The organism is Exiguobacterium sp. S3 (genome assembly GCF_018617295.1).
GTDB classification, from domain to species: domain Bacteria; phylum Bacillota; class Bacilli; order Exiguobacteriales; family Exiguobacteriaceae; genus Exiguobacterium; species Exiguobacterium profundum.
This window is the reverse complement of record NZ_JACSJW010000009.1, coordinates 1-20149: the sequence shown is the minus strand read 5'-3', so window position 1 is coordinate 20149 and position 20149 is coordinate 1. Positions and strand designations below refer to the sequence as shown.

Genomic DNA, 20149 nt, shown 5'->3' with positions numbered 1-20149 from the left:
TATGGGTTATACAATCACGGTGGTCGGACTCGGGTCTGGTGAGTTGAATCAATTGCCGCTCGGTGTGTACCGCCATTTAAAACAGCAACCGCTCGTCTGGTTGCGCACAAAAGAACACCCTGTCGTTCAAGAGTTAGAAGCGGAAGGACTCGTGTTCGAATCATTTGATTCGGTCTATGAATCGAGTGATACGTTTGAAGAAGTATACGACCAGATTGTCGAGACGTTGTTGAGTAAAAGTGAAGAAATGGCGATCACATACGCCGTACCGGGCCACCCGTTCGTAGCGGAACGGACCGTCGAACTATTGGTGGAACGGGGAGCCGATCTTCATGTGCTCGGTGGACAGAGCTTCCTCGATGCCATGTTCCAGGCACTCCGGATCGATCCAATCAATGGATTTCAACTGCTTGATGCGACTGCGCTCGACCTTGAACGTTTGCAGGTGACTCAACATGTGCTCATCGGGCAAGTGTACGATGGATTCGTGGCGGGTGACGTCAAAGTGCAATTGATGGAACGGTATCCGGATGACCATCCCGTCACCCTTGTGACGGCTGCTGGTACGACAGAAGAGCGGATTGCGCACATCCCGTTATTCGAAATGGACCGGATGGCGGAAGTGAACAACTTGACGACGCTCTACGTTCCGCCGCTCGAGGATGAATCGTATTTGGCGAAGGATTTTGCGACACTCAAACAAATCATCGCAACGCTTCGAGGACCAGACGGGTGCCCGTGGGATCGTAAACAGACGCATACGTCACTTCGCAAGTATCTATTAGAAGAGGCGTATGAGTTGATTGAAGCGATCAATGCAGAAGACGATGATGCCATCATCGAAGAACTCGGTGACGTCTTGCTTCAAGTTATGTTGCATGCTCAAATCGGAGAAGATGAGGGTTATTTCGATATTCGTGACGTAATCGGTTCTATCAGTGAGAAGATGGTACGCCGCCATCCGCACGTCTTTGGCGATGTCACCGTCGAAGATGCCTCTGACGTGGTGAAAAACTGGAATGCGATTAAACAGACGGAAAAAGGGGAAAAGAAACAATCGCAACTCGATGGTGTTCTCGTCGACCAACCTTCATTGATGCGAGCGGAGCAACTTCAAAAGAAAGCGGCTCACGTCGGATTTGAGTGGGATGACGTATCCGGTGCCTTCGAAAAACTGGAAGAAGAGTTAAAAGAATGGCATGAAGACCTAAGTGATGAATCGGAACTTGGGGACGTATTGTTCTCCATCGTGAACATCGCGCGATACGTTGGGCTGAATGCCGAGCAAGCATTAGAACAGACAAACCGAAAGTTCAAACGTCGATTCGAGTATGTGGAAGCGAACGGTGACCTTCACCAGATGACACTCGAACAGATGGATGCGCTTTGGAACGAGGCAAAGGAGAAAGGTTTATGAGACTAGATAAGTTTTTAAAAGTGTCACGTCTAATCAAGCGTCGCACGTTGGCAAAAGAAGTGGCGGACCAAGGACGAATTCAACTGAATGGGCAAGTCGCGAAGGCGAGCACAGAAGTCAAAGTCGGAGATGAGCTACAAATTCGCTTCGGAAACAAACTCGTCACGGTCGTCATCGATTCAATCGCAGAACATGCACGTAAAGAAGATGCGAAAGAAATGTATCGTTTACTTAAAGAAGAGAAGATGGACGGTAGTATCAACTCATAAAAAAAAGTATACTTAATGTATTAAGAGGAGGGGGATGAGGCGATGAACGGACGTAATCCGATGGATCGACAACGACGCATTCGAGCGCTAGATGAGCGTAGAGAACAGCTAGAAAAAGATACACATCGCCGACGAGTTCATCTTCGACGTCGTTTGGCGGCAGCCTCTCTCCTGTTTTTATTTGTCATGGTGTTGATTGGACAGAGTTACTTCTCGAAAGTAGGGTATGTATCGGACCAGCAACAAGCTTACGCACAAGCGAAAGTGGAGTTGCGTGAACAGCAGGCCGAACAGGATGAGTTGAAAGAGCAAGTGGAACGGTTACAGGATGAGGATTATATCGCGAACTTAGCACGAAACGAACTGCTTTTCTCTAAAGATGGCGAGATTATTTTCTACTTCTCCCCAGAGGAATAAGTCGGTTCGTTGACCGTTAGGGAAACGACTCGTATAATTAGGAAGAATCAATCAAAAAAGGAGTACATTATTTTATGTCAATTGAAGTAGGAAGCAAGGTACAAGGTAAGGTTACAGGGATTACGCATTTCGGAGCGTTCGTCGAGCTCCCAAATGGCAAGACAGGATTAGTACACATCAGTGAAGTGGCAGACTCTTACGTCAAAGACATTAACGAAGTGTTGACTGTCGGTCAAGAAGTCACGGTAAAAGTGTTGAACGTCGAAAATGATGGGAAAATCGGGTTGTCCATCAAGAAAGCAGTCGACCGTCCTGTAAGCGAACGTCCTGAGCGTCCTGAGCGTCCAGCTGGTGAGCGTTTCTCTCGTGGCCCACGTCCAGGCGGCCCAGGTCAAGGTGGTCCACGCGGTGGCGGCGGTCCACGCGGTGGCGGCCCACGTGGTGGCGGTCGTCGTGAACAGCGTCGTGAACCAGAAACATTCGATACATTGATGAGTAAGTTCTTGAAAGATAGCGACGAGCGTCTTTCGACGTTGAAACGTCAAACAGACTCAAAACGCGGTGGACGCGGAGCCAAGCGCGGGTAATCCTTCGTATACCAATTAGCTTCTACTCGTAACCATAGAGGTCTTATAATGAGACGAGCCATGAACATTTTCGTTCATGGCTTTTTTTCTGTTTAAAAAATTTATAAAAAATAACTAAAAGAGTTGCTTTTTTTCGAGGAAGGGAGCAAAATAGGGAACATGAAAAAATAGTTATGTTTTATAAGTGAAGGTGGAGAGAAAAAATGAATGGATGGAAACTGTGGACGGCGGAGTGGCGAAGTATCTTCAAGAACCCACGTGTGTTGGTTCCGATTCTTGCGGTCGCACTCGTACCGTTAATGTACGCCGGTATGTTCTTATGGGCTTTTTGGGATCCGTATGGACAGATGAAAGATTTGCCGGTCGCCATCGTCAATGAAGACAAAGGGGCAACGTTTGAAGGAGAGTCGCTTGCGATTGGAGATGACCTCATTGATAAGCTGCTGGATTCGGAGGCGTTCAAGTTCGTCGAAACGACGAAGAAAGAAGCGGAATCTGGACTGAAAGACCATGACTACTACATGGCGATTGAGATTCCAAAAGACTTTTCAGAAAAAGCGACGACTGCTTTAGATGAACATCCGGAGCAACTCGAACTGAAGTATATCGCAAATGAATCGTATAACTTCTTAGCCGCACAAATCGGTGGTTCCGCGATGGAACAAGTCAAAGCGGAACTGTCGACCGAAGTCTCGAAACAGTATGTCAGTGCGTTGAAAGACGGATTGAATGATGTGGCAGACGGACTTGGTGAAGCCGCAGATGGTGCAGCGACACTTGCGGACGGCTCAACGTCAGCAAAAGACGGTGCCGTCAAGTTGGCGGACGGGACGAAGCTTCTCGCTTCGAAACAACGTGAGCTCGCGGATGGAGCAAGCCAATTAAACGATGGGATGACTCAGTTGGCCGATGGTTCATCAGAACTCGCGGATGGGACGAAGCTTCTCGCTTCGAAACAACGGGAACTGGCGAATGGAGCAAGTCAATTACGTGATGGTGTTTCGCAATTGGCCGATGGCTCATCTGCACTCGCGGATGGCAGTCAACAAGTATACGAGGGCTCAGCCTCACTTTCGGACGGGGTCCATCGTGTCAGCGAGGGCGCTTCTGCCTTACAAGGCGGGACGAGCCAACTCGTTGACGGAACAGGAGCGTTCGCATCTAAACTAGATGAGCTGCACACAGGTGCGAAGACGTTGAACCAAGGTGTTCAAGACCTTGCTGCCGGCATCGAGCGCTCGAAAGAGGGGGCATCTGCATTACAGGATGGTGCCACAAAACTCTCAGGAGCGTTGACTCAGGCGAAGGACGGAAACGCGGCACTTGTTGCGGGTCAAACAGACGTGGTCAATGGAATCGGACAAATGAAGTCTGAATTGACTGCGAAACAAGATGAGTTGATTAGACAATTGACAGCGCTCGCTGAGTCGGGTCAATCGGCATCACCTGAAATGCTTCAAGCCATTGCGGCACAACTGAGCGAAGGGAAGCAAGAGACGGTGGCCGGGTTTGATCAACTATCCGCTGGCGCGACAAAAGTGAAAGAAGGACAGGTCGCACTTGGCGCAGGTCTTGATCAGGCAGGTACAGGTGCAGACAAACTATCGACTGGACTTTCTGAATTGAGTACCGGTCAAACGAAATTGGCCGAAGGTGCGAACGCATTGGCAAGTGGTTCAAGTCAAATCGAGCAAGGTACGCAAACGGCGGCCGATCGTTCCCAAGAACTTGTGTCAGCGAGTGCGAAGCTCAATCAAGGCGCGACACAACTTCAAGATGGGACAACTGAGCTCGCCGCTGGAAGTGACAAGCTTGTAGACGCGACTGGACAGTTGTCTGAGGGTAGCGAAAAGCTTGCGGATGGAGCGAAGAGCGCAAGCACCGGTACGAATGAATTAGTGAATGGTGCGAATCAATTAGCGGACGGTGGTCAAAAGTTGCAGTCAGGAAGCCGTGAACTGGCCGAAGGTGCGAAGGGTGCCGGAGCCGGAACGAGCAAGCTAACGGATGGCGCGAATCAGCTCGCGAATGGTGGAGAAGAACTTTCAGACGGTAGCGGTGAACTCGCTGACGGAATGAAAGAGCTCGCATCAGGTAGCGATGAACTTCGTGACGCCTTGGTAAAAGGTGCGAAAGACGCAGACATCGGTCTAACAGATGACAACGTCGAGATGATGGCCGGTCCAGTGTCGCTCGTCGACAACTCGATTCACGAGGTGCCAAACTACGGTACTGGATTTGCTCCGTACTTTATGTCACTCGGACTTTTCGTTGGGGCACTCCTTCTCTCGATCGTTTATCCATTATACGATCCAGCAGGGCGCCCGAAACGTAGTCTATCGTGGGTATTGTCGAAATCTGGTGTCCTCATGGTCATCGGATTCTTGCAAGCCTTGATTCTCGATGTGGCTATGGTGCAACTGCTCGGTCTTGAAGTGAGCGAACCATTGAAATTCTTCGGTTTCAGCTGGTTGACGAGCATCACGTTCCTCTTTATCGTACAGTTGCTCGTGACAACACTCGGAAACCCTGGACGTTTCGTGGCGATCGTCTTGTTGATTTTACAATTGACGACGTCAGCCGGGACGTTCCCGCTTGAATTGATTCCAAGAGCATTACAACCATTCAATGCCTTGCTTCCAATGACGTATACGGTTGCCGGATATAAAGAAATTTTATCGGCAGATGGTGCGCAGTACTTGCAGACGGCGACAACCTATTTAGTGTTTGTGGCTGCCGGATGTTTTGCATTACTATGGGCGTACTTCCGGATCGTATGGAAGAAAAAATATCGTCAAGTCGCATCAGAAGCATGATGTAAATACGATACAAAATCGTGTATAGTGGTTAAGACGACACTATACACGATTTTTTTCTTAAAAAAATATAAAAAAAGAATTGACACTCGAATGGTGACTGGTTATTATAGAAAATGTGCTTAGGACAAAACAATAACATGGCGGTGTAGCTCAGCTGGCTAGAGCGTACGGTTCATACCCGTGAGGTCGTGGGTTCGACTCCCTCCGCCGCTACCATTTTATTTAGGCCCGTTGGTCAAGCGGTTAAGACACCGCCCTTTCACGGCGGTAACACGGGTTCGAATCCCGTACGGGTCACTTAACCTAAGCGTAAAGAAGCCATCTCAATCGAGATGGCTTCTTTTGTTATATCAAGGAGGGAATTCATGAAAAAGGTACTCGTCGCTGTGTCGGGTGGAGTCGATTCCATTGTCTTATTGGACCGTCTCGTCAAGCAAGGATGGGATGTGGCGGTGGCGCACGTCCATCACGGTTTACGAGAAGCATCAGATGAAGAGTACACGTTCGTCGCACACGTAGCGGTATCCTACCAAGTCGCGTTTCATGGGACGCGTCTCCATTTTCAAGAAGGAGCATCACAGGCGCATTACCGTAAGGCCCGCTACCGCTTTTTTGAAGACGTTATGAATGAACATGGATACGATACACTGGCCACGGCTCATCATGCGGATGATGTGTTGGAGACGGTGCTCATTCAACTTCACCGAAACGTAATCGAAGTGAAAGGAATTCCCGAGAGAAGAACGTTCGGGCGTGGGACGTTGATCCGTCCTTTATTAAGAGAAACAAAGGTGCAACTCATCGAGTATGCTCGGAAAAACGAACTTGCCTGGAGGGAAGATGCCACCAATCAGGAAGTGACCTATTTACGGAATCGGATCCGTCACGAAATCATCCCGAGGCTGAAACAACTGTGGCCGACAGTCGTTGACGATGTATACGATACGGCGAAACAGGCATACGCTGAATGGGACATGCGTTACCAGTCATGTGGGCGATGGATTGAAGAAAATGTGGATCTTGAAATGAAAGCGTTTCATGTGAAACTTGATGAGTTTAATCGCTTATCCTCACTTGAGCGGTATACGGTCGCTCGCTTGCTGTCCCGTCGCTATGGGGTAGAGGTCGGTGAGGCGGTCGAAAAGTTAAGCATGAGTCAAAAGGACACCGGAACCTATCACCTGTCAGGTGAGTGGTTCATGATGAAGCAGAAGAGGGTACTTAATCTTGTACAACGTTCGACAGAAGCATCACTTCACCCCGTTCAGGTCGAGTCGTTACCGGCCGTCGTTCAATTTGGAAAGCGTACGGTTTCGTTGTACATCGAAGAAGGACGAGAAGGTATTCCGCTAAAGGAAATCACTTATCCGCTGACAATTCGTTCGCTCGCACCTGGAGATCGAATGCAGTTGAACGTGGGGACAAAAAAAGTATCCCGCATCCTAATCGATGAAAAGGTTGAGCGAACCATTCGACCGACGCTCCCGTTGCTTGAGGACGCCTCGGGACGAATTCTCGCGATTGTTGGGGTAAGAGTTTCAGAATTTCTAGACAAGTCGGATGCGATTTGCCTACGATTAATGGTAAAATGATGATTGTGTCGAAACAGAAAGAGGAGGATTTCAAGATGTCATTAATGAACGATATGGAGAAAATTTTAATCTCACGTGAAGAGATTCAAGAAAAGGTGAAAGAACTCGCTGGAACATTGAGCGAAGACTATAAAGAAGAGTTCCCGCTTCTCGTATGTGTATTGAAAGGCGCGATGCCATTCATGTCGGACCTCGTCAAAGAAATGGATATCCATTTAGAGATGGATTTCATGGATGTGTCGACGTATCATGGAGGAACTTCTTCGACAGGTGAAGTGAAAATCGAGAAAGATTTAAATACATCTGTAGAAGGACGCGACATCTTGATTGTAGAAGATATTATTGATAGTGGATTGACGCTTGGTTACCTCGTCGATCTTCTTAAATACCGTAAAGCGAAGTCTGTGAAGATTGTCACGCTTCTCGATAAGCCGACTGGCCGTAAAAATGGTTTATCAGCAGACTATAGCGGTTTCGTGATTCCACACGAATTCGTTGTCGGCTACGGTCTTGATTATGAAGAGAAATATCGTAACCTTCCTTATGTCGGTGTGCTCAAACCGAGCGTTTACGGGGGCTAACGTTTTTCTTTTGAAAATGTGACGTGGTAAGATAAAGGAAATCCCCAAAGTATAGGCATATACTGAATGGGCGAGAACATCGTTTCTCGGAATAGGAGGCAGAGAATGAATCGTGCAGTGAAAAACACATTGGTTTTTGGTGTGATTTTCCTAGCCTTGATCTTGTTCCTTCAATATTTGCAGAATCCGAATAGTCAGAGTGAAACGCTCTCGTATTCGAAATTCCTAGAATATGTGGAAGATGATCGGATTGAGACGGCAACCGTACAAGAAATCCCGGGGGCTATCTCGATTACAGGCGATCTTACAGGAGATGAAGACCAACGTTATGAAACAAACATTCCAGCGAACGAAGCGGAATATGCGGATGTATTAACGCAGCTTCGAGCGAATACGGATATTCAAATCGAGGAGGCTGAATCCAACAGTAGCTGGTTCAGCATCGTCTTCGCGATTTTACCATTCATTATCATCTTCATCTTGTTCTTCTTCTTGTTGAACCAAGCGCAAGGTGGTGGCGGTGGTGGTCGTGTGATGAACTTCGGGAAATCGAAGGCGAAACTATACGACCAAGAGAAACGTCGCGTCACATTCAAAGATGTGGCTGGGGCGGACGAAGAGAAGCAAGAACTCATCGAAGTCGTTGAATTCTTGAAAGATCCTCGCAAATTCTCGAAACTCGGCGCACGTATTCCAAAAGGGGTCTTACTCGTAGGTCCTCCAGGGACAGGTAAAACACTCTTGGCTCGTGCGGTAGCCGGTGAAGCCGGTGTTCCGTTCTTCTCGATCTCAGGTTCGGACTTCGTTGAGATGTTTGTCGGGGTCGGGGCGTCACGTGTTCGTGACTTGTTCGAAAACGCGAAAAAGAATGCGCCATGTATCATCTTCATCGATGAAATTGATGCGGTCGGTCGCCAGCGTGGTGCCGGTCTCGGTGGTGGACACGATGAGCGTGAACAAACACTGAACCAACTTCTTGTTGAGATGGATGGATTCAGTGATAACGAAGGAATCATCATGGTTGCGGCGACAAACCGTCCAGATATCCTTGACCCGGCCCTCCTTCGTCCAGGTCGTTTTGACCGTCAAATTACGGTCGATCGTCCGGATGTCAAAGGTCGCGAAGAAGTATTGAAAGTCCATGCACGTAACAAGCCACTCGATTCGACGGTGGACTTGAAGTCGATTGCACAACGTACGCCTGGTTTCTCTGGGGCAGACTTAGAGAACCTCTTGAACGAAGCGGCACTCGTTGCGGCACGTTCGAACCGTACAGCTGTTTCAGTTGTCGATGTGGAAGAAGCGATTGACCGTGTTATCGCAGGTCCTTCGAAGAAGAGTCGCATCATCTCTGAAAAAGAGCGCAACATTGTTGCATATCACGAAGCAGGTCACACAATCATCGGTCTCGAGCTTGAGAATGCGGATGAAGTACACAAAGTGACAATCGTTCCACGCGGAAACGCGGGCGGATATGTCGTCATGCTTCCGAAAGAAGATCGTTACTTCATGACAAAACCTGAACTCGAAGACAAGATTGTTGGTCTTCTTGGTGGTCGCGTCGCCGAAGATGTCATCTTTGGAGAAGTGTCGACCGGAGCGAGCAATGACTTCCAGCGCGCTACTGGTATCGCACGTAAGATGGTCATGGATTACGGGATGAGCGATAAACTCGGACCGCTCCAGCTCGGTTCAAACCATGGCGGACAAGTCTTCCTTGGTCGCGATTTCCAGACCGAGCAGAACTACTCGGATGCGATTGCGCAAGAAATCGATTTGGAGATTCGAGACATCATCAATCGCTGTTACGCGAAAGCGAAGCAGATTTTGACAGATCGTCGCGAAGATCTCGAACTCGTTGCAAAGACGCTGCTTGATGTCGAGACGCTCGACTCGAAACAGATTCGTCATTTGATCAAGACACGCGAGTATCTTCCGCATGAGCCGGAAGAGGACGTGGATGGATCGACGGATGCGGATGACGCAGCGAAGAAAGATGATGCAGCCGTTCAACACGGTCAAGTCGTCGATCAACCTGAAGTTGTCCAAGACAGCCAGCCGGATGTCGTACCTGAAGGCGATAAGCCAGAAGCGACACCGACAGAACGTCCGAATAACGAATCACGTTAATGAAAAAAGACGAATGCCCTTGACGAGGCATTCGTCTTTTTTCGTGTTATAATTCGAGCGAACTGCAATTGACAACAAAGTGAGGAACTATATCATGATTTTAGTGATTGATGTTGGAAATACAAATATTGTTCTCGGGATGTACGATGGAGATCATCTCGTAAACCATTGGCGCATCTCAACGGATCGTACAAAAACGACCGACGAGTACGGCATGCTGGTGAAATCGCTATTCGATCATTCGAACGTCTCGTTCGACCAGGTCGAGGGAGTGATCTTATCTTCTGTCGTACCTCCTGTTATTTTCCCACTTGAACAAATGTCGCAACGATACTTCAATGTACGTCCAATCGTTGTGGGACCAGGTGTGAAGACAGGGTTGGACATTCACGTCGAGAATCCTCGCGAAGTCGGGGCCGACCGAATCGTTAACGCGGTGGCTGGAATCGCCAAGTATGACGGTCCGCTCATAATTGTTGATTTTGGAACGGCAACCACGTATTGTTACATCGATGAGAAACGTCGTTACCATGGCGGAATCATCTCACCAGGTATCATGATCTCAGTGGAGGCACTCTATCAGCGTGCCGCGAAACTACCTCGGATTGAATTGGCGACTCCACCGACAGTCATTGGGAAGAATACGATTCAAGCGATGCAATCAGGGACATATTATGGATATGTGGCCCAAGTGGACGGTATCGTGAACCGGATGAAGCGTGAAGTCGGTGAAGCGACTGTCATTGCAACGGGAGGGCTGGCACGATTGATCAGTGAACATGCAGAGACGATTGACCATGTGGATTCGTTCCTGACACTCGAAGGCCTCCGTCTCATTTACGAGCGCAATCAAAAGTAAACTAAAGGAGTTACATCATATGATTCATACAGAACAACCAGCATTACTCGACCAGATGAAGGATGACTATCTCGTTCGTGCCCTCGGTTTTAACGGAGAGGTTCGTGCCTTTGCCGCACGCACGACAAAAACGGTATATGAGACGCAACTTCGTCATCAAACGACACCGGTTGCTTCAGCTGCCCTCGGACGGACGATGACGATCGGTTCGATGATTGGAGCGATGCAAAAAGGTGCAGCGCGTGTCACGCTTAAAGTAGAAGGTGATGGTCCAATCGGGAAAATCATCGTGGACGCAGATACAGCAGGAGATGTTCGTGGATATGTGTCATACCCGCGTGTCGATGGCGGCACATTCGTCAACGAACAAGGAATGACGAAATTGAAAGTCGGCGAAGCCGTCGGGAAAGGGACCATCTCTGTCATTAAAGACTTAGGCTTGAAAGACTATGTCGGTGGTTCTTCAGAGATTCAAACGGGCGAAATCAGTGAAGACTTCACGTACTATTTCGCGACATCTGAGCAAGTGCCGTCAGTCGTCGGAGCGGGTGTCCTCGTCTTACCGGAAGATGAATCGATTCTTGCGGCAGGCGGAATCATCGTCCAGCTGCTCCCGAACGCTTCTGAAGAGACGGTACAAGCGCTCGAAAAAGCACTTCAGACGTTCCCACCCGTATCTGTTTTGATTGGTGAAGAAAAAACGCCAGAAGAAATGCTTCAATTACTCCTTGGCGATAGCCTTGATGTCCTCGACACGAACCCGATCCAGTTCAACTGCACATGCAGCCGTGAACGAATGGAAAGCGCCATTATCGGTCTCGGAAAAGAAGAGATTCGTCAGATGATTGAAGAAGATGGTGGAGCCGAAGCCGTATGTCATTTCTGTGGCGAAAAGTATCATTTCTCAGCGGAACAGTTAGAGACGATGAAAGTTCAGGCGCAGGCGTAAGCAACGTTCCAAATTGCATATTTTCAATTCGATAGGGTATGATAACAATATCGGAATAGTCGGAATTATGAAGGAGGAAATGCAATGCGTATCGTAAACTCAGTAACAGACTTGATTGGAAAGACTCCGATTGTGAAATTGAACGGAATGACTGGACCAGAGGATGCCAACGTGTATCTGAAGCTCGAATATATGAACCCGGGATCAAGCGTCAAAGACCGGATCGCCCTCGCCATGATCGAAGCGGCTGAAAAAGACGGCATCTTGAAGCCAGGTGATACAATCATCGAGCCAACTAGCGGAAACACGGGCATCGGTCTCGCGATGGTCAGTGCCGCAAAAGGATATAAAGCCATTCTCGTCATGCCTGAAACGATGAGCATGGAACGCCGAAACCTCCTTCGTGGATACGGGGCCGAATTGATTTTGACACCAGGACCTGAAGGGATGGGTGGAGCGATTCGTCGCGCTACTGAAGAAGCAGAGAAACATGGCTACTTCCTCCCGCAACAATTCAATAACGCAGCTAACCCGAACGTCCATGAAATGACGACGGGACCTGAGATTGTAGAGGCGTTTGAAGAATCAGGACTTTCAGTCGACGCTTTGATTGCCGGAGTCGGGACGGGCGGTACCATCACCGGCGCAGGTAAAGTCGTGAAGGCGAAGTACCCGGACGTAAAAATTCTCGCCGTTGAACCGGTCGATTCACCTGTCTTATCAGGCGGGAAACCGGGACCTCATAAGATTCAAGGGATTGGGGCTGGATTCGTTCCATCCATCCTCGACACGGAGATTTATGAAGGGGTTCTTCAAATCACGACAGAGCAAGCGTTCGAATACGCTCGTCAGGCGGCACGTACGAACGGTGTCCTCGGTGGTATCTCTTCAGGAGCTGCGATTGCGGCAGCACTTGATACAGCGAAACGCCTTGGTAAAGGGAAAAATGTATTGGCGATTATCCCATCAAACGGTGAACGTTACTTGAGCACGCCGCTCTATCAGTTTGATGAAGAGTCAAACGAGAGTCGCGTATAACATTTCAGGCAGTAATCGAGAGACATTCTCTTTCGATTGCTGCCTTTTCTTGTGTACAATAAAAGGCATGAATGAATAGACGGAGGAATGACATGTGAGATCGACTGCGTTCAGAACAAAGCGGATGACGAAAGAGAAGGTGTATGAGGCATACATGACGTTGACGGCGGATCAACCGTATCATGCATGGTTAGAGAGTGGGAGAGCGGGACGGTATACGATTGCGGGAATCGAGCCGTTCGGTCGCTTTCATGTAAAAGACGGTGTCGGACTCTTGCAAGTGGGCGATACGACAGAAACACTATACGGAAAGCCGCTTGAGCTCGTCAGTGAGGTACGGAAGCGATTTGAGGCCGAGCGTCCGGAAGGGGCTCCTCCTTTCTTTGGTGGCATGATCGGGTATGTCAGTTATGATGTGGCCCGGACGATTGAACGTCTCCCTCAGCAAGCGGAGGATGATTTGTCGACACCAGACGTCTCGTTTCTTCTGTTTGATGAGGTGGCGGTGTTCGATGAAGTGGATTCGACCCTGTACTTGATGGTGACGGCGGAGGACGGTGCAGAACGTAAGGCGGACCGATTGGCGGCCATGTGGAACGTCGAGTCGCATTACGCGTTCAAGCCGACAGGGCAGTCACCGATAGAACGATCGCGTTCCATGTCTCAGGAAGAGTTTGTTGAAGCGGTCAAACGGATTCAGTCCTATATCGTAGAAGGGGACGTGTTCCAAGTGAACTTGAGCGTTCGGCAGTCTGAACCACTTCTCGCTGACCCGCGTCGTGTATATGATACGTTGCGACAAATGAATCCATCTCCTTATATGGGATATTTCGTGGACGACGCTTTGACGATGGTCTCCGCTTCACCAGAGTTGTTGCTTGAAAAACATGGAACCGACATTTCGACACGCCCAATCGCGGGTACGCGTCCACGTGGGAAAGATGATGTGGAAGACCTAGAGTTGGCGAACACGTTGCTTGAAAACGAGAAAGAGCGAGCAGAACACGTCATGCTCGTCGACCTCGAACGGAACGACCTTGGCAAGGTGGCGGCATATGGTAGCGTTCATGTTGATGAATTGATGGTGATTGAGAAATATTCACACGTACAACATATCGTCTCGAACGTACGGGGTACGATTCGGGATGAAGTATCAGGAGCCGAAGCGCTGGCAGCGATGTTCCCAGGCGGCACCATCACCGGCGCCCCGAAAATTCGGACGATGGAAATTATCGAAGAACTCGAACCAGTTCGCCGGGGACTCTACACCGGTTCATATGGATGGTTAAGTTGGAATGACGACCTTGTCTTCAATATCACGATTCGAACGATGGTCGTAAAAGACGGAATCGCATACGTTCAAGCGGGAGCAGGTATCGTGATCGATTCGGATCCGGTCTCGGAATATGAAGAATCCCTGTCCAAAGCGAAGGCGCTATGGGCGGCGAAACACATGACGGAGGAAACGACATGATTGTATTAATCGACAACTATGACTCATTTACGTATAACTTGGTACAATATTTCGGTGAACTCGGTCAAGAACTGGTCGTGTATCGAAACGATGAAGTCACGATTCAAGAGATCGAGGCGCTTGCCCCGAGTTATCTTGTCATTTCGCCGGGACCTTGCACTCCGAATGAGGCGGGAATTAGCGTCGAGGCAATCCAAGCGTTTGCAGGTCGTATCCCGATTTTAGGGGTTTGCCTCGGACATCAGGCGATTGCGCAAGCGTTCGGCGGAGAAGTCGTCCATGCGGAGCGGCTCATGCATGGAAAAACGTCGAAGATTCAACATGACGGAAAATCGATTTTCAAGAAGATTCCGCAACAGTCGGTCGTGACCCGTTATCATTCGTTGGCCGTGGAGCGTTCGTCTCTACCAGAATGTCTAGTGGTCACTGCAGAGACGGAGACTGGAGAAATCATGGCACTCCGTCACCGAACGCTTCCGATCGAAGGGGTGCAATATCACCCTGAAGCGATTTTGACTGAGCACGGGAAGGAAATGATTCGAAACTTTATCGAGGAGTATCGTCATGTGGTATTGGCATAACGGAGAGTTAGTCGAACGAGAGAAGGTGTTGATTCCGGTTGAAGATCACGGCTTCTTGTATGGAATGGGCTTGTTTGAGACGTTCCGTACATATGAATTCGTTCCTTTCCTGTTCGATGCCCACTGGGAGCGCTTGATGAAGAGTCTCGATGAGCTGTGGATCGATTTTCCATACACGAAGGAAGAAATCGGGACGGCGATTCAGCAACTGTGCCGTCAAAACGATGCACCCGACCTTTATATCCGCTTGAACGTGTCGGCAGGAGTTGCGCCCCTCGGTCTCTACGCGGGTCGTTATGAGACACCGAACGTCACCATGATCGTCAAACCGCTATCCTCAGAAGTTGTACCACAGGAGAAACGGGTCGAACCGATCCCGTTTCCGAGAAGTCGTCCTGAAGCGGCTTTTCGATTAAAGTCACATCATTATATGAACAATATCCTTGGAAAACGGACCTTACAAGACCAAGGCGCTGAAGGACTATTTGCGGACGAACATGGACATGTGGTGGAAGGGCTCGTGTCGAACATCTTTTGGGTCGGTCCAGATGATATGTTATACACGACTCCGCTATCGAGCGGAGCACTCGCAGGTGTGACACGACAATGGGTGATGAAACATTTCTCTGTAATCGAACAACCCGTGACATTTGAAGAATTGACTGCAGCGAAAGAGATTTGGATGACGAATTCAATCCAACAAGTCGCTCCGGTGACGCATTATGGAAATCTGAGATACCCCGGTAAAGACGGGGTACGATTTAACGAAGTGTGGGCGAAACTCGTTCGCTCAATTGGTTAGGAGGCGGAAGCATGACGAAGGTCATGGGTATTTTAAATGTGACCCCGGACTCGTTTTCGGATGGGGGACGGTATACGGCAATCGAGGAGGCTGTACGACATGCGAAACAACTCGTACAAGAAGGTGCCGATGCGATTGATGTCGGTGGAGAATCAACGAGACCTGGCGCGGTACTTGTTTCCGAAGAAGAAGAGATTGAACGTGTCGTCCCGATCATCCGTCGACTGACAAAAGAAATCGATGTTCCGATTTCGATTGATACGTATAAGCCGATGGTGGCGAGAGCGGCAATCGAGGCCGGTGCGACGATTATCAATGACGTATGGGGTTCGAAATGGGGAGACCGCTCGATGGCACGTGTCGCTTTCGAATGTGGGGTTCCCATCATTCTCATGCACAACCGAACAGACCGGGACTATCGTCATTTCATTGAAGATGTGGTCAGCGATCTACAGGAATCAATCGAGATTGCGCATGCAGCGGGCGTAAAGGATGAGCACATTTGGCTAGATCCGGGCATCGGATTTGCGAAAGACGTGACGCAAAACCTCGAACTCATGAATCATCTTGACGTGATCACACGTCTTGGGTATCCGGTTCTGCTCGGCACGTCGCGTAAGTCGTTTATCGGTCATACGCTCGATTTACCAACAGAGGAGCGTCTCGAAGGAACGATAGCGACAACGTGTCTTGGAATCATGAAAGGGTGCGATTGGGTGCGTGTGCACGACGTCAAAGCGAACGCCCGTGCGGCGAAGATGATGGATGCGATGATTGGAGGGTATAGACATGGATAAAGTATTTGTGAACGGGATGCGTTTTTACGGTTATCATGGGGTGTTTGAAGAAGAAAACCGTCTCGGTCAACGGTTTCACGTGGATTTAATGTGTGAACTGGACCTCGCGCCTGCGGGACGTTCGGATGACTTAAACAATGGGGTCAGCTATGCCGGCTTGTATCAGTTGACGGAAGATATTGTGACGGGAGAACCGGTCAATTTGTTAGAAACACTCGGAGAACGCATCACGACTGCCGTGTTGGCGCATAGTGAGTTGATTCAACGTGTGACGGTTAAAGTAATTAAACCGGACCCACCCATCCCGGGACACTATGATTCAGTAGCAATCGAGATGACAAGGGGACGGACGTCATGATTTATATTGCATTAGGCGCCAATATCGGAGATCGGGCTAGACAGTTGTCTGCGGCAATCGATGAGATGGAGCGAACAGGTCTCCACGTCACGAAACAGTCGTCGGTCTATGAGACGGCTCCTGTCGGATATACAGAGCAACCTTCGTTTTTTAATATGGTGGTCGAAGTCGAGAGTCGCCAATCCTCGGACGAATTGCTCAACACGCTTCAACAGATCGAACAACGATTAGGGCGGGAACGTCTATTTAAGAACGGACCGCGTACCATCGACCTTGACATCCTCTTTTATAATGGGGAAGATATACAATCAGAACACTTAACGGTTCCGCATCCACGCATGCAGGAACGTGCATTTGTTCTTGCCCCGTTAGCGGAGATCGTGCCAGAACTCGTCGTTCGAGGACGGACGGTCGCCTCCTGGCTCGAAGGGTTACCAATGACGGACCGCCAAGATGTCGTCCGGTTACAGTTGCTTACGAATTTGGTGAAATGAAGGATGTGTTGTCTTGACAGGCTTTAAGATTGGAAACATAGAGATTAAAAACCGTGCAGTCCTCGCGCCGATGGCCGGCGTGACCAACCCTGCTTTTCGTTTGATTGCAAAAGAGTTCGGAGCGGGACTCGTCTGTGCCGAAATGGTCAGTGATAAAGGCATCTTGCTCGAGAATGCACGGACGATGCGCATGCTATACGTTGATGAACGAGAGAAACCGCTCAGTTTACAAATCTTCGGCGGTTCGAAAGATACACTCGTCAGAGCGGCACAGTACGTCGATCAAAACACCAATGCGGATATTATTGATATCAACATGGGTTGTCCCGTACCGAAAGTGACGAAGTGTGATGCAGGGGCGAAGTGGTTACTCGACCCGGATAAAGTGTACGAGATGGTGAATGCCGTCACGAATGTCGTCGAAAAACCGGTTACGGTGAAGATGCGACTCGGTTGGGATGACGAGCATATCTTTATTTTGGATAATGTGAAGGCGGCTCAGACGGGTGGGGCGGCAGCGATTGCCATTCATGGACGTACTCGTGCCCAACAATATGAAGGAACCGCGAATTGGGATTGGATTGGCGAGGCAAAGAAAGTAGCGACCGTCCCGATTATCGGGAACGGGGATATCGCGACCCCGCAGGATGCGAAACGTGTGATCGAACAGTATGGTGTGGATGCCGTCATGATTGGACGTGCGGCACTCGGGAATCCGTGGATGCTCTATCAAACGGTCCAGTACCTTGAAACAGGGGAGCTCCCGCCGGAACCAGAGGCGCGTGAGAAAATCGACATCTGCATGCTTCATCTCGACCGGTTGAGTGCAATCAAAGGTGAATTAACAGCCGTACGCGAAATGCGTCAACACGCGGCCTGGTATTTGAAAGGATTAAAAGGTAGTGGTCCGATTCGTAAGCAAATCAACGAAACGGAATCGCGCGAAGCGTTCGCGGCGGTCCTTTATGGATTTGTGGACCAACTCGAACGACAACTGTCAGAAGTGTGAACTAGTGAAAAGAACTAATTTATGGTAAGCTTGTTTGGCGAAAAAGTGCACCACAACGAATGAACGGCTTCGGCTGTGCTGTTGGCCATCGGGTCGACAGTTTTTTGTTAGAGAGAAACCCAATATGGATAGAGGAGTGAATGGAATAGTGAGCCACGAGTTAGAAATGAATGATCAAATGCAGGTTCGTTTTGAGAAGATGACCGATATGCGTGAGCGCGGTCTCGACCCGTTCGGTCACCGCTTTGATCGTTCTGCACACGCAGGTGAATTACATGAGCAGTATGAATCAATTGAAAAAGAGGCTTTGGCTGAACAAGATGTAGAAGTCACATTGGCTGGACGCATCATGACGAAACGTGGGAAAGGGAAGGTTTTCTTTGCCCACATTCAAGATGTGACAGGTCAAATTCAAATTTACGTTCGTAAAAATGATGTCGGGGATGAGCCGTTTGACTTATTCAAGTCTTCAGACCTCGGTGACATCGTCGGTGTAAAAGGGAAGCTCTTTAAAACGAACGTTGGTGAGCTTTCGATTCACGTGGAAGAGTTTGAATTATTGACGAAGGCGCTTCGGCCGCTTCCGGACAAATATCATGGATTAAAAGATGTGGAACAGCGCTATCGCCAACGCTATCTTGATTTGATTACAAACCAGGACTCGCGTCAGACATTCATTTTGCGTAGCCGCATCATTTCTGAGATTCGCAACTTCTTAAACCAAAAAGGATATTTAGAAGTGGAAACACCGATGTTACACACGATTGCGGGTGGAGCAGCGGCACGTCCGTTCTTAACGCATCATAATGCGTTAGATATGGAACTCTACATGCGTATTGCCATCGAACTTCACTTGAAACGCTTGATTGTTGGTGGACTCGAGCGCGTGTACGAAATCGGGCGTGTATTCCGTAACGAAGGGATTTCTACACGTCACAACCCTGAATTCACGATGATCGAATTGTATGAAGCCTATGCAGATTACAACGACATCATGGATTTGACGGAAGAATTGGTTGCGCACGTAGCGAAAGAAGTGCTCGGTACAACAGATGTGCAGTATGGTGAAGATACGATCCATCTTGGCATCGGTTGGAAACGTGCACATATGGTCGACCTTGTTAAAGAAGAGACAGGTGTAGACTTCTGGCAACAAATGTCCGATGAAGAAGCACGAGCACTTGCAAAAGAACACGGTGTAGAAGTACAAGGTCATATGACGTTTGGTCATATCGTGAATGAATTCTTCGAGCAGAAAGTAGAAGAAACATTGCTTCAACCGACATTTGTCACAGGACATCCGGTTGAAGTATCACCATTGGCGAAGAAGAATGAAACAGATCCACGCTTCACGGATCGTTTCGAGCTATTCATTGTTCGTCGTGAACATGCGAATGCCTTCACGGAGTTGAATGACCCAATCGATCAACGTGAACGCTTTGAAGCACAGTTGCTTGAAAAAGAAGCGGGGAACGATGAGGCGCACGAACTCGATAACGATTTCCTTGAAGCGCTTGAATATGGTATGCCGCCAACGGGTGGGCTTGGAATCGGGATTGACCGTCTCGTCATGTTATTGACGAACGCGCCTTCAATCCGTGACGTTCTTCTTTTCCCAACGATGCGTCATCAACAATAATCAATTAAGTGGTCGGATCATACGTGAGTATGATTCGGCTTCTTTATTTTTGATAGCCTCGAAACGCATAGGTATGCCGTTAAACAGAAGGGATACTAAAGATATAAAACTTTTTTAAAAAAACTTTTACAAAACCCCTTGCGTTAATGAGAGGTGTACGGTAAAGTAATAAACGTTGCCGCTGATGGCAGCGGAAAAGAAATAAAAAAGTGGTTGACAACTGTGTCGATGACTTGTATTATTTTAGGAGTCGCCAAGAGCGGCAGACGAACTTTGAAAACTGAACGATGAGGCAAAAATAAGTTTTACAATTTTTGAATGAAGCGCAAGCTTCGTC

At 48.8% G+C, this 20149-nt stretch carries 19 protein-coding genes and 2 tRNA genes; all 21 read left to right on the top strand.

From position 1 onward, the window contains the following. Position 1 precedes the first annotated feature (1 nt). The 21 genes from yabN (at position 2) to lysS (ending at position 19812) form a co-directional block, all read left to right on the top strand. Entirely contained in the window at positions 2-1417 is a 1416-nt protein-coding gene (yabN, locus tag KNO65_RS15185; protein ID WP_214785139.1) for a bifunctional methyltransferase/pyrophosphohydrolase YabN, read from the top strand. Next, positions 1414-1686: an RNA-binding S4 domain-containing protein gene (locus KNO65_RS15180; RefSeq protein WP_012727726.1), complete on the top strand. Its 273-nt coding sequence runs from the start codon at positions 1414-1416 to the stop codon at positions 1684-1686. Before yabN ends, KNO65_RS15180 begins: the two co-directional genes overlap by 4 nt. Before the next feature lie 42 nt (positions 1687-1728). Further along, positions 1729-2103, top strand: coding sequence for an FtsB family cell division protein (locus KNO65_RS15175; protein WP_012727725.1), 375 nt, complete (start codon positions 1729-1731; stop codon positions 2101-2103). 74 nt (positions 2104-2177) lie between these two features. Continuing rightward, complete coding sequence (locus KNO65_RS15170; RefSeq protein ID WP_012727724.1) at positions 2178-2690, top strand: S1 domain-containing RNA-binding protein; 513 nt, start codon at positions 2178-2180, stop codon at positions 2688-2690. Positions 2691-2893: 203 nt separating this feature from the next. After that, positions 2894-5506, top strand: coding sequence for a YhgE/Pip domain-containing protein (locus KNO65_RS15165; protein WP_214785137.1), 2613 nt, complete (start codon positions 2894-2896; stop codon positions 5504-5506). A gap of 142 nt (positions 5507-5648) precedes the next feature. Continuing rightward, positions 5649-5725: transfer RNA gene (locus KNO65_RS15160), tRNA-Met, on the top strand. Between the two features lie 9 nt (positions 5726-5734). Beyond that, positions 5735-5806: transfer RNA gene (locus KNO65_RS15155), tRNA-Glu, on the top strand. A 68-nt stretch (positions 5807-5874) separates the two neighbouring features. Continuing rightward, a complete protein-coding gene (gene tilS, locus KNO65_RS15150) occupies positions 5875-7101 on the top strand; it encodes a tRNA lysidine(34) synthetase TilS (protein ID WP_214785135.1) in 1227 nt (408 codons plus the stop codon). Between the two features lie 35 nt (positions 7102-7136). Beyond that, positions 7137-7682: a hypoxanthine phosphoribosyltransferase gene (gene hpt, locus KNO65_RS15145; RefSeq protein WP_012727721.1), complete on the top strand. Its 546-nt coding sequence runs from the start codon at positions 7137-7139 to the stop codon at positions 7680-7682. Positions 7683-7787: 105 nt separating this feature from the next. Then, positions 7788-9812: an ATP-dependent zinc metalloprotease FtsH gene (gene ftsH / locus KNO65_RS15140; RefSeq protein ID WP_012727720.1), complete on the top strand. Its 2025-nt coding sequence runs from the start codon at positions 7788-7790 to the stop codon at positions 9810-9812. Between the two features lie 94 nt (positions 9813-9906). Then, positions 9907-10671 carry a type III pantothenate kinase gene (locus KNO65_RS15135; protein WP_214785133.1) on the top strand — a complete coding sequence of 255 codons (765 nt, stop codon included), beginning with the start codon at positions 9907-9909 and terminating at the stop codon, positions 10669-10671. Positions 10672-10690: 19 nt separating this feature from the next. After that, entirely contained in the window at positions 10691-11620 is a 930-nt protein-coding gene (hslO, locus tag KNO65_RS15130) for an Hsp33 family molecular chaperone HslO (protein WP_285800708.1), read from the top strand. A gap of 84 nt (positions 11621-11704) precedes the next feature. Then, positions 11705-12658, top strand: coding sequence for a cysteine synthase A (gene cysK / locus KNO65_RS15125; RefSeq protein ID WP_012727717.1), 954 nt, complete (start codon positions 11705-11707; stop codon positions 12656-12658). Positions 12659-12752: 94 nt separating this feature from the next. Continuing rightward, entirely contained in the window at positions 12753-14132 is a 1380-nt protein-coding gene (locus tag KNO65_RS15120) for an anthranilate synthase component I family protein (protein ID WP_353047439.1), read from the top strand. Beyond that, positions 14129-14713, top strand: a complete 585-nt coding sequence (pabA, locus tag KNO65_RS15115; RefSeq protein WP_159563165.1) for an aminodeoxychorismate/anthranilate synthase component II — start codon at positions 14129-14131, stop codon at positions 14711-14713. Before KNO65_RS15120 ends, pabA begins: the two co-directional genes overlap by 4 nt. Beyond that, positions 14697-15515: an aminotransferase class IV gene (locus tag KNO65_RS15110; RefSeq protein ID WP_159563164.1), complete on the top strand. Its 819-nt coding sequence runs from the start codon at positions 14697-14699 to the stop codon at positions 15513-15515. The genes pabA and KNO65_RS15110 overlap by 17 nt, the downstream gene beginning before the upstream one ends. 11 nt (positions 15516-15526) lie before the next feature. Next, positions 15527-16312: a dihydropteroate synthase gene (gene folP / locus KNO65_RS15105; protein ID WP_214785131.1), complete on the top strand. Its 786-nt coding sequence runs from the start codon at positions 15527-15529 to the stop codon at positions 16310-16312. Next, the gene (gene folB, locus KNO65_RS15100; RefSeq protein ID WP_074035333.1) at positions 16305-16670 is read left to right on the top strand and encodes a dihydroneopterin aldolase; all 366 of its coding nucleotides are present in this window, start codon (positions 16305-16307) and stop codon (positions 16668-16670) included. The genes folP and folB overlap by 8 nt, the downstream gene beginning before the upstream one ends. Continuing rightward, positions 16667-17164, top strand: a complete 498-nt coding sequence (folK, locus tag KNO65_RS15095) for a 2-amino-4-hydroxy-6-hydroxymethyldihydropteridine diphosphokinase (RefSeq protein ID WP_214732095.1) — start codon at positions 16667-16669, stop codon at positions 17162-17164. The genes folB and folK overlap by 4 nt, the downstream gene beginning before the upstream one ends. Before the next feature lie 70 nt (positions 17165-17234). Beyond that, complete coding sequence (gene dusB, locus KNO65_RS15090) at positions 17235-18173, top strand: tRNA dihydrouridine synthase DusB (protein ID WP_371815185.1); 939 nt, start codon at positions 17235-17237, stop codon at positions 18171-18173. A gap of 148 nt (positions 18174-18321) precedes the next feature. After that, positions 18322-19812, top strand: coding sequence for a lysine--tRNA ligase (gene lysS, locus KNO65_RS15085; protein WP_214785129.1), 1491 nt, complete (start codon positions 18322-18324; stop codon positions 19810-19812). Positions 19813-20149: the final 337 nt, after the last annotated feature.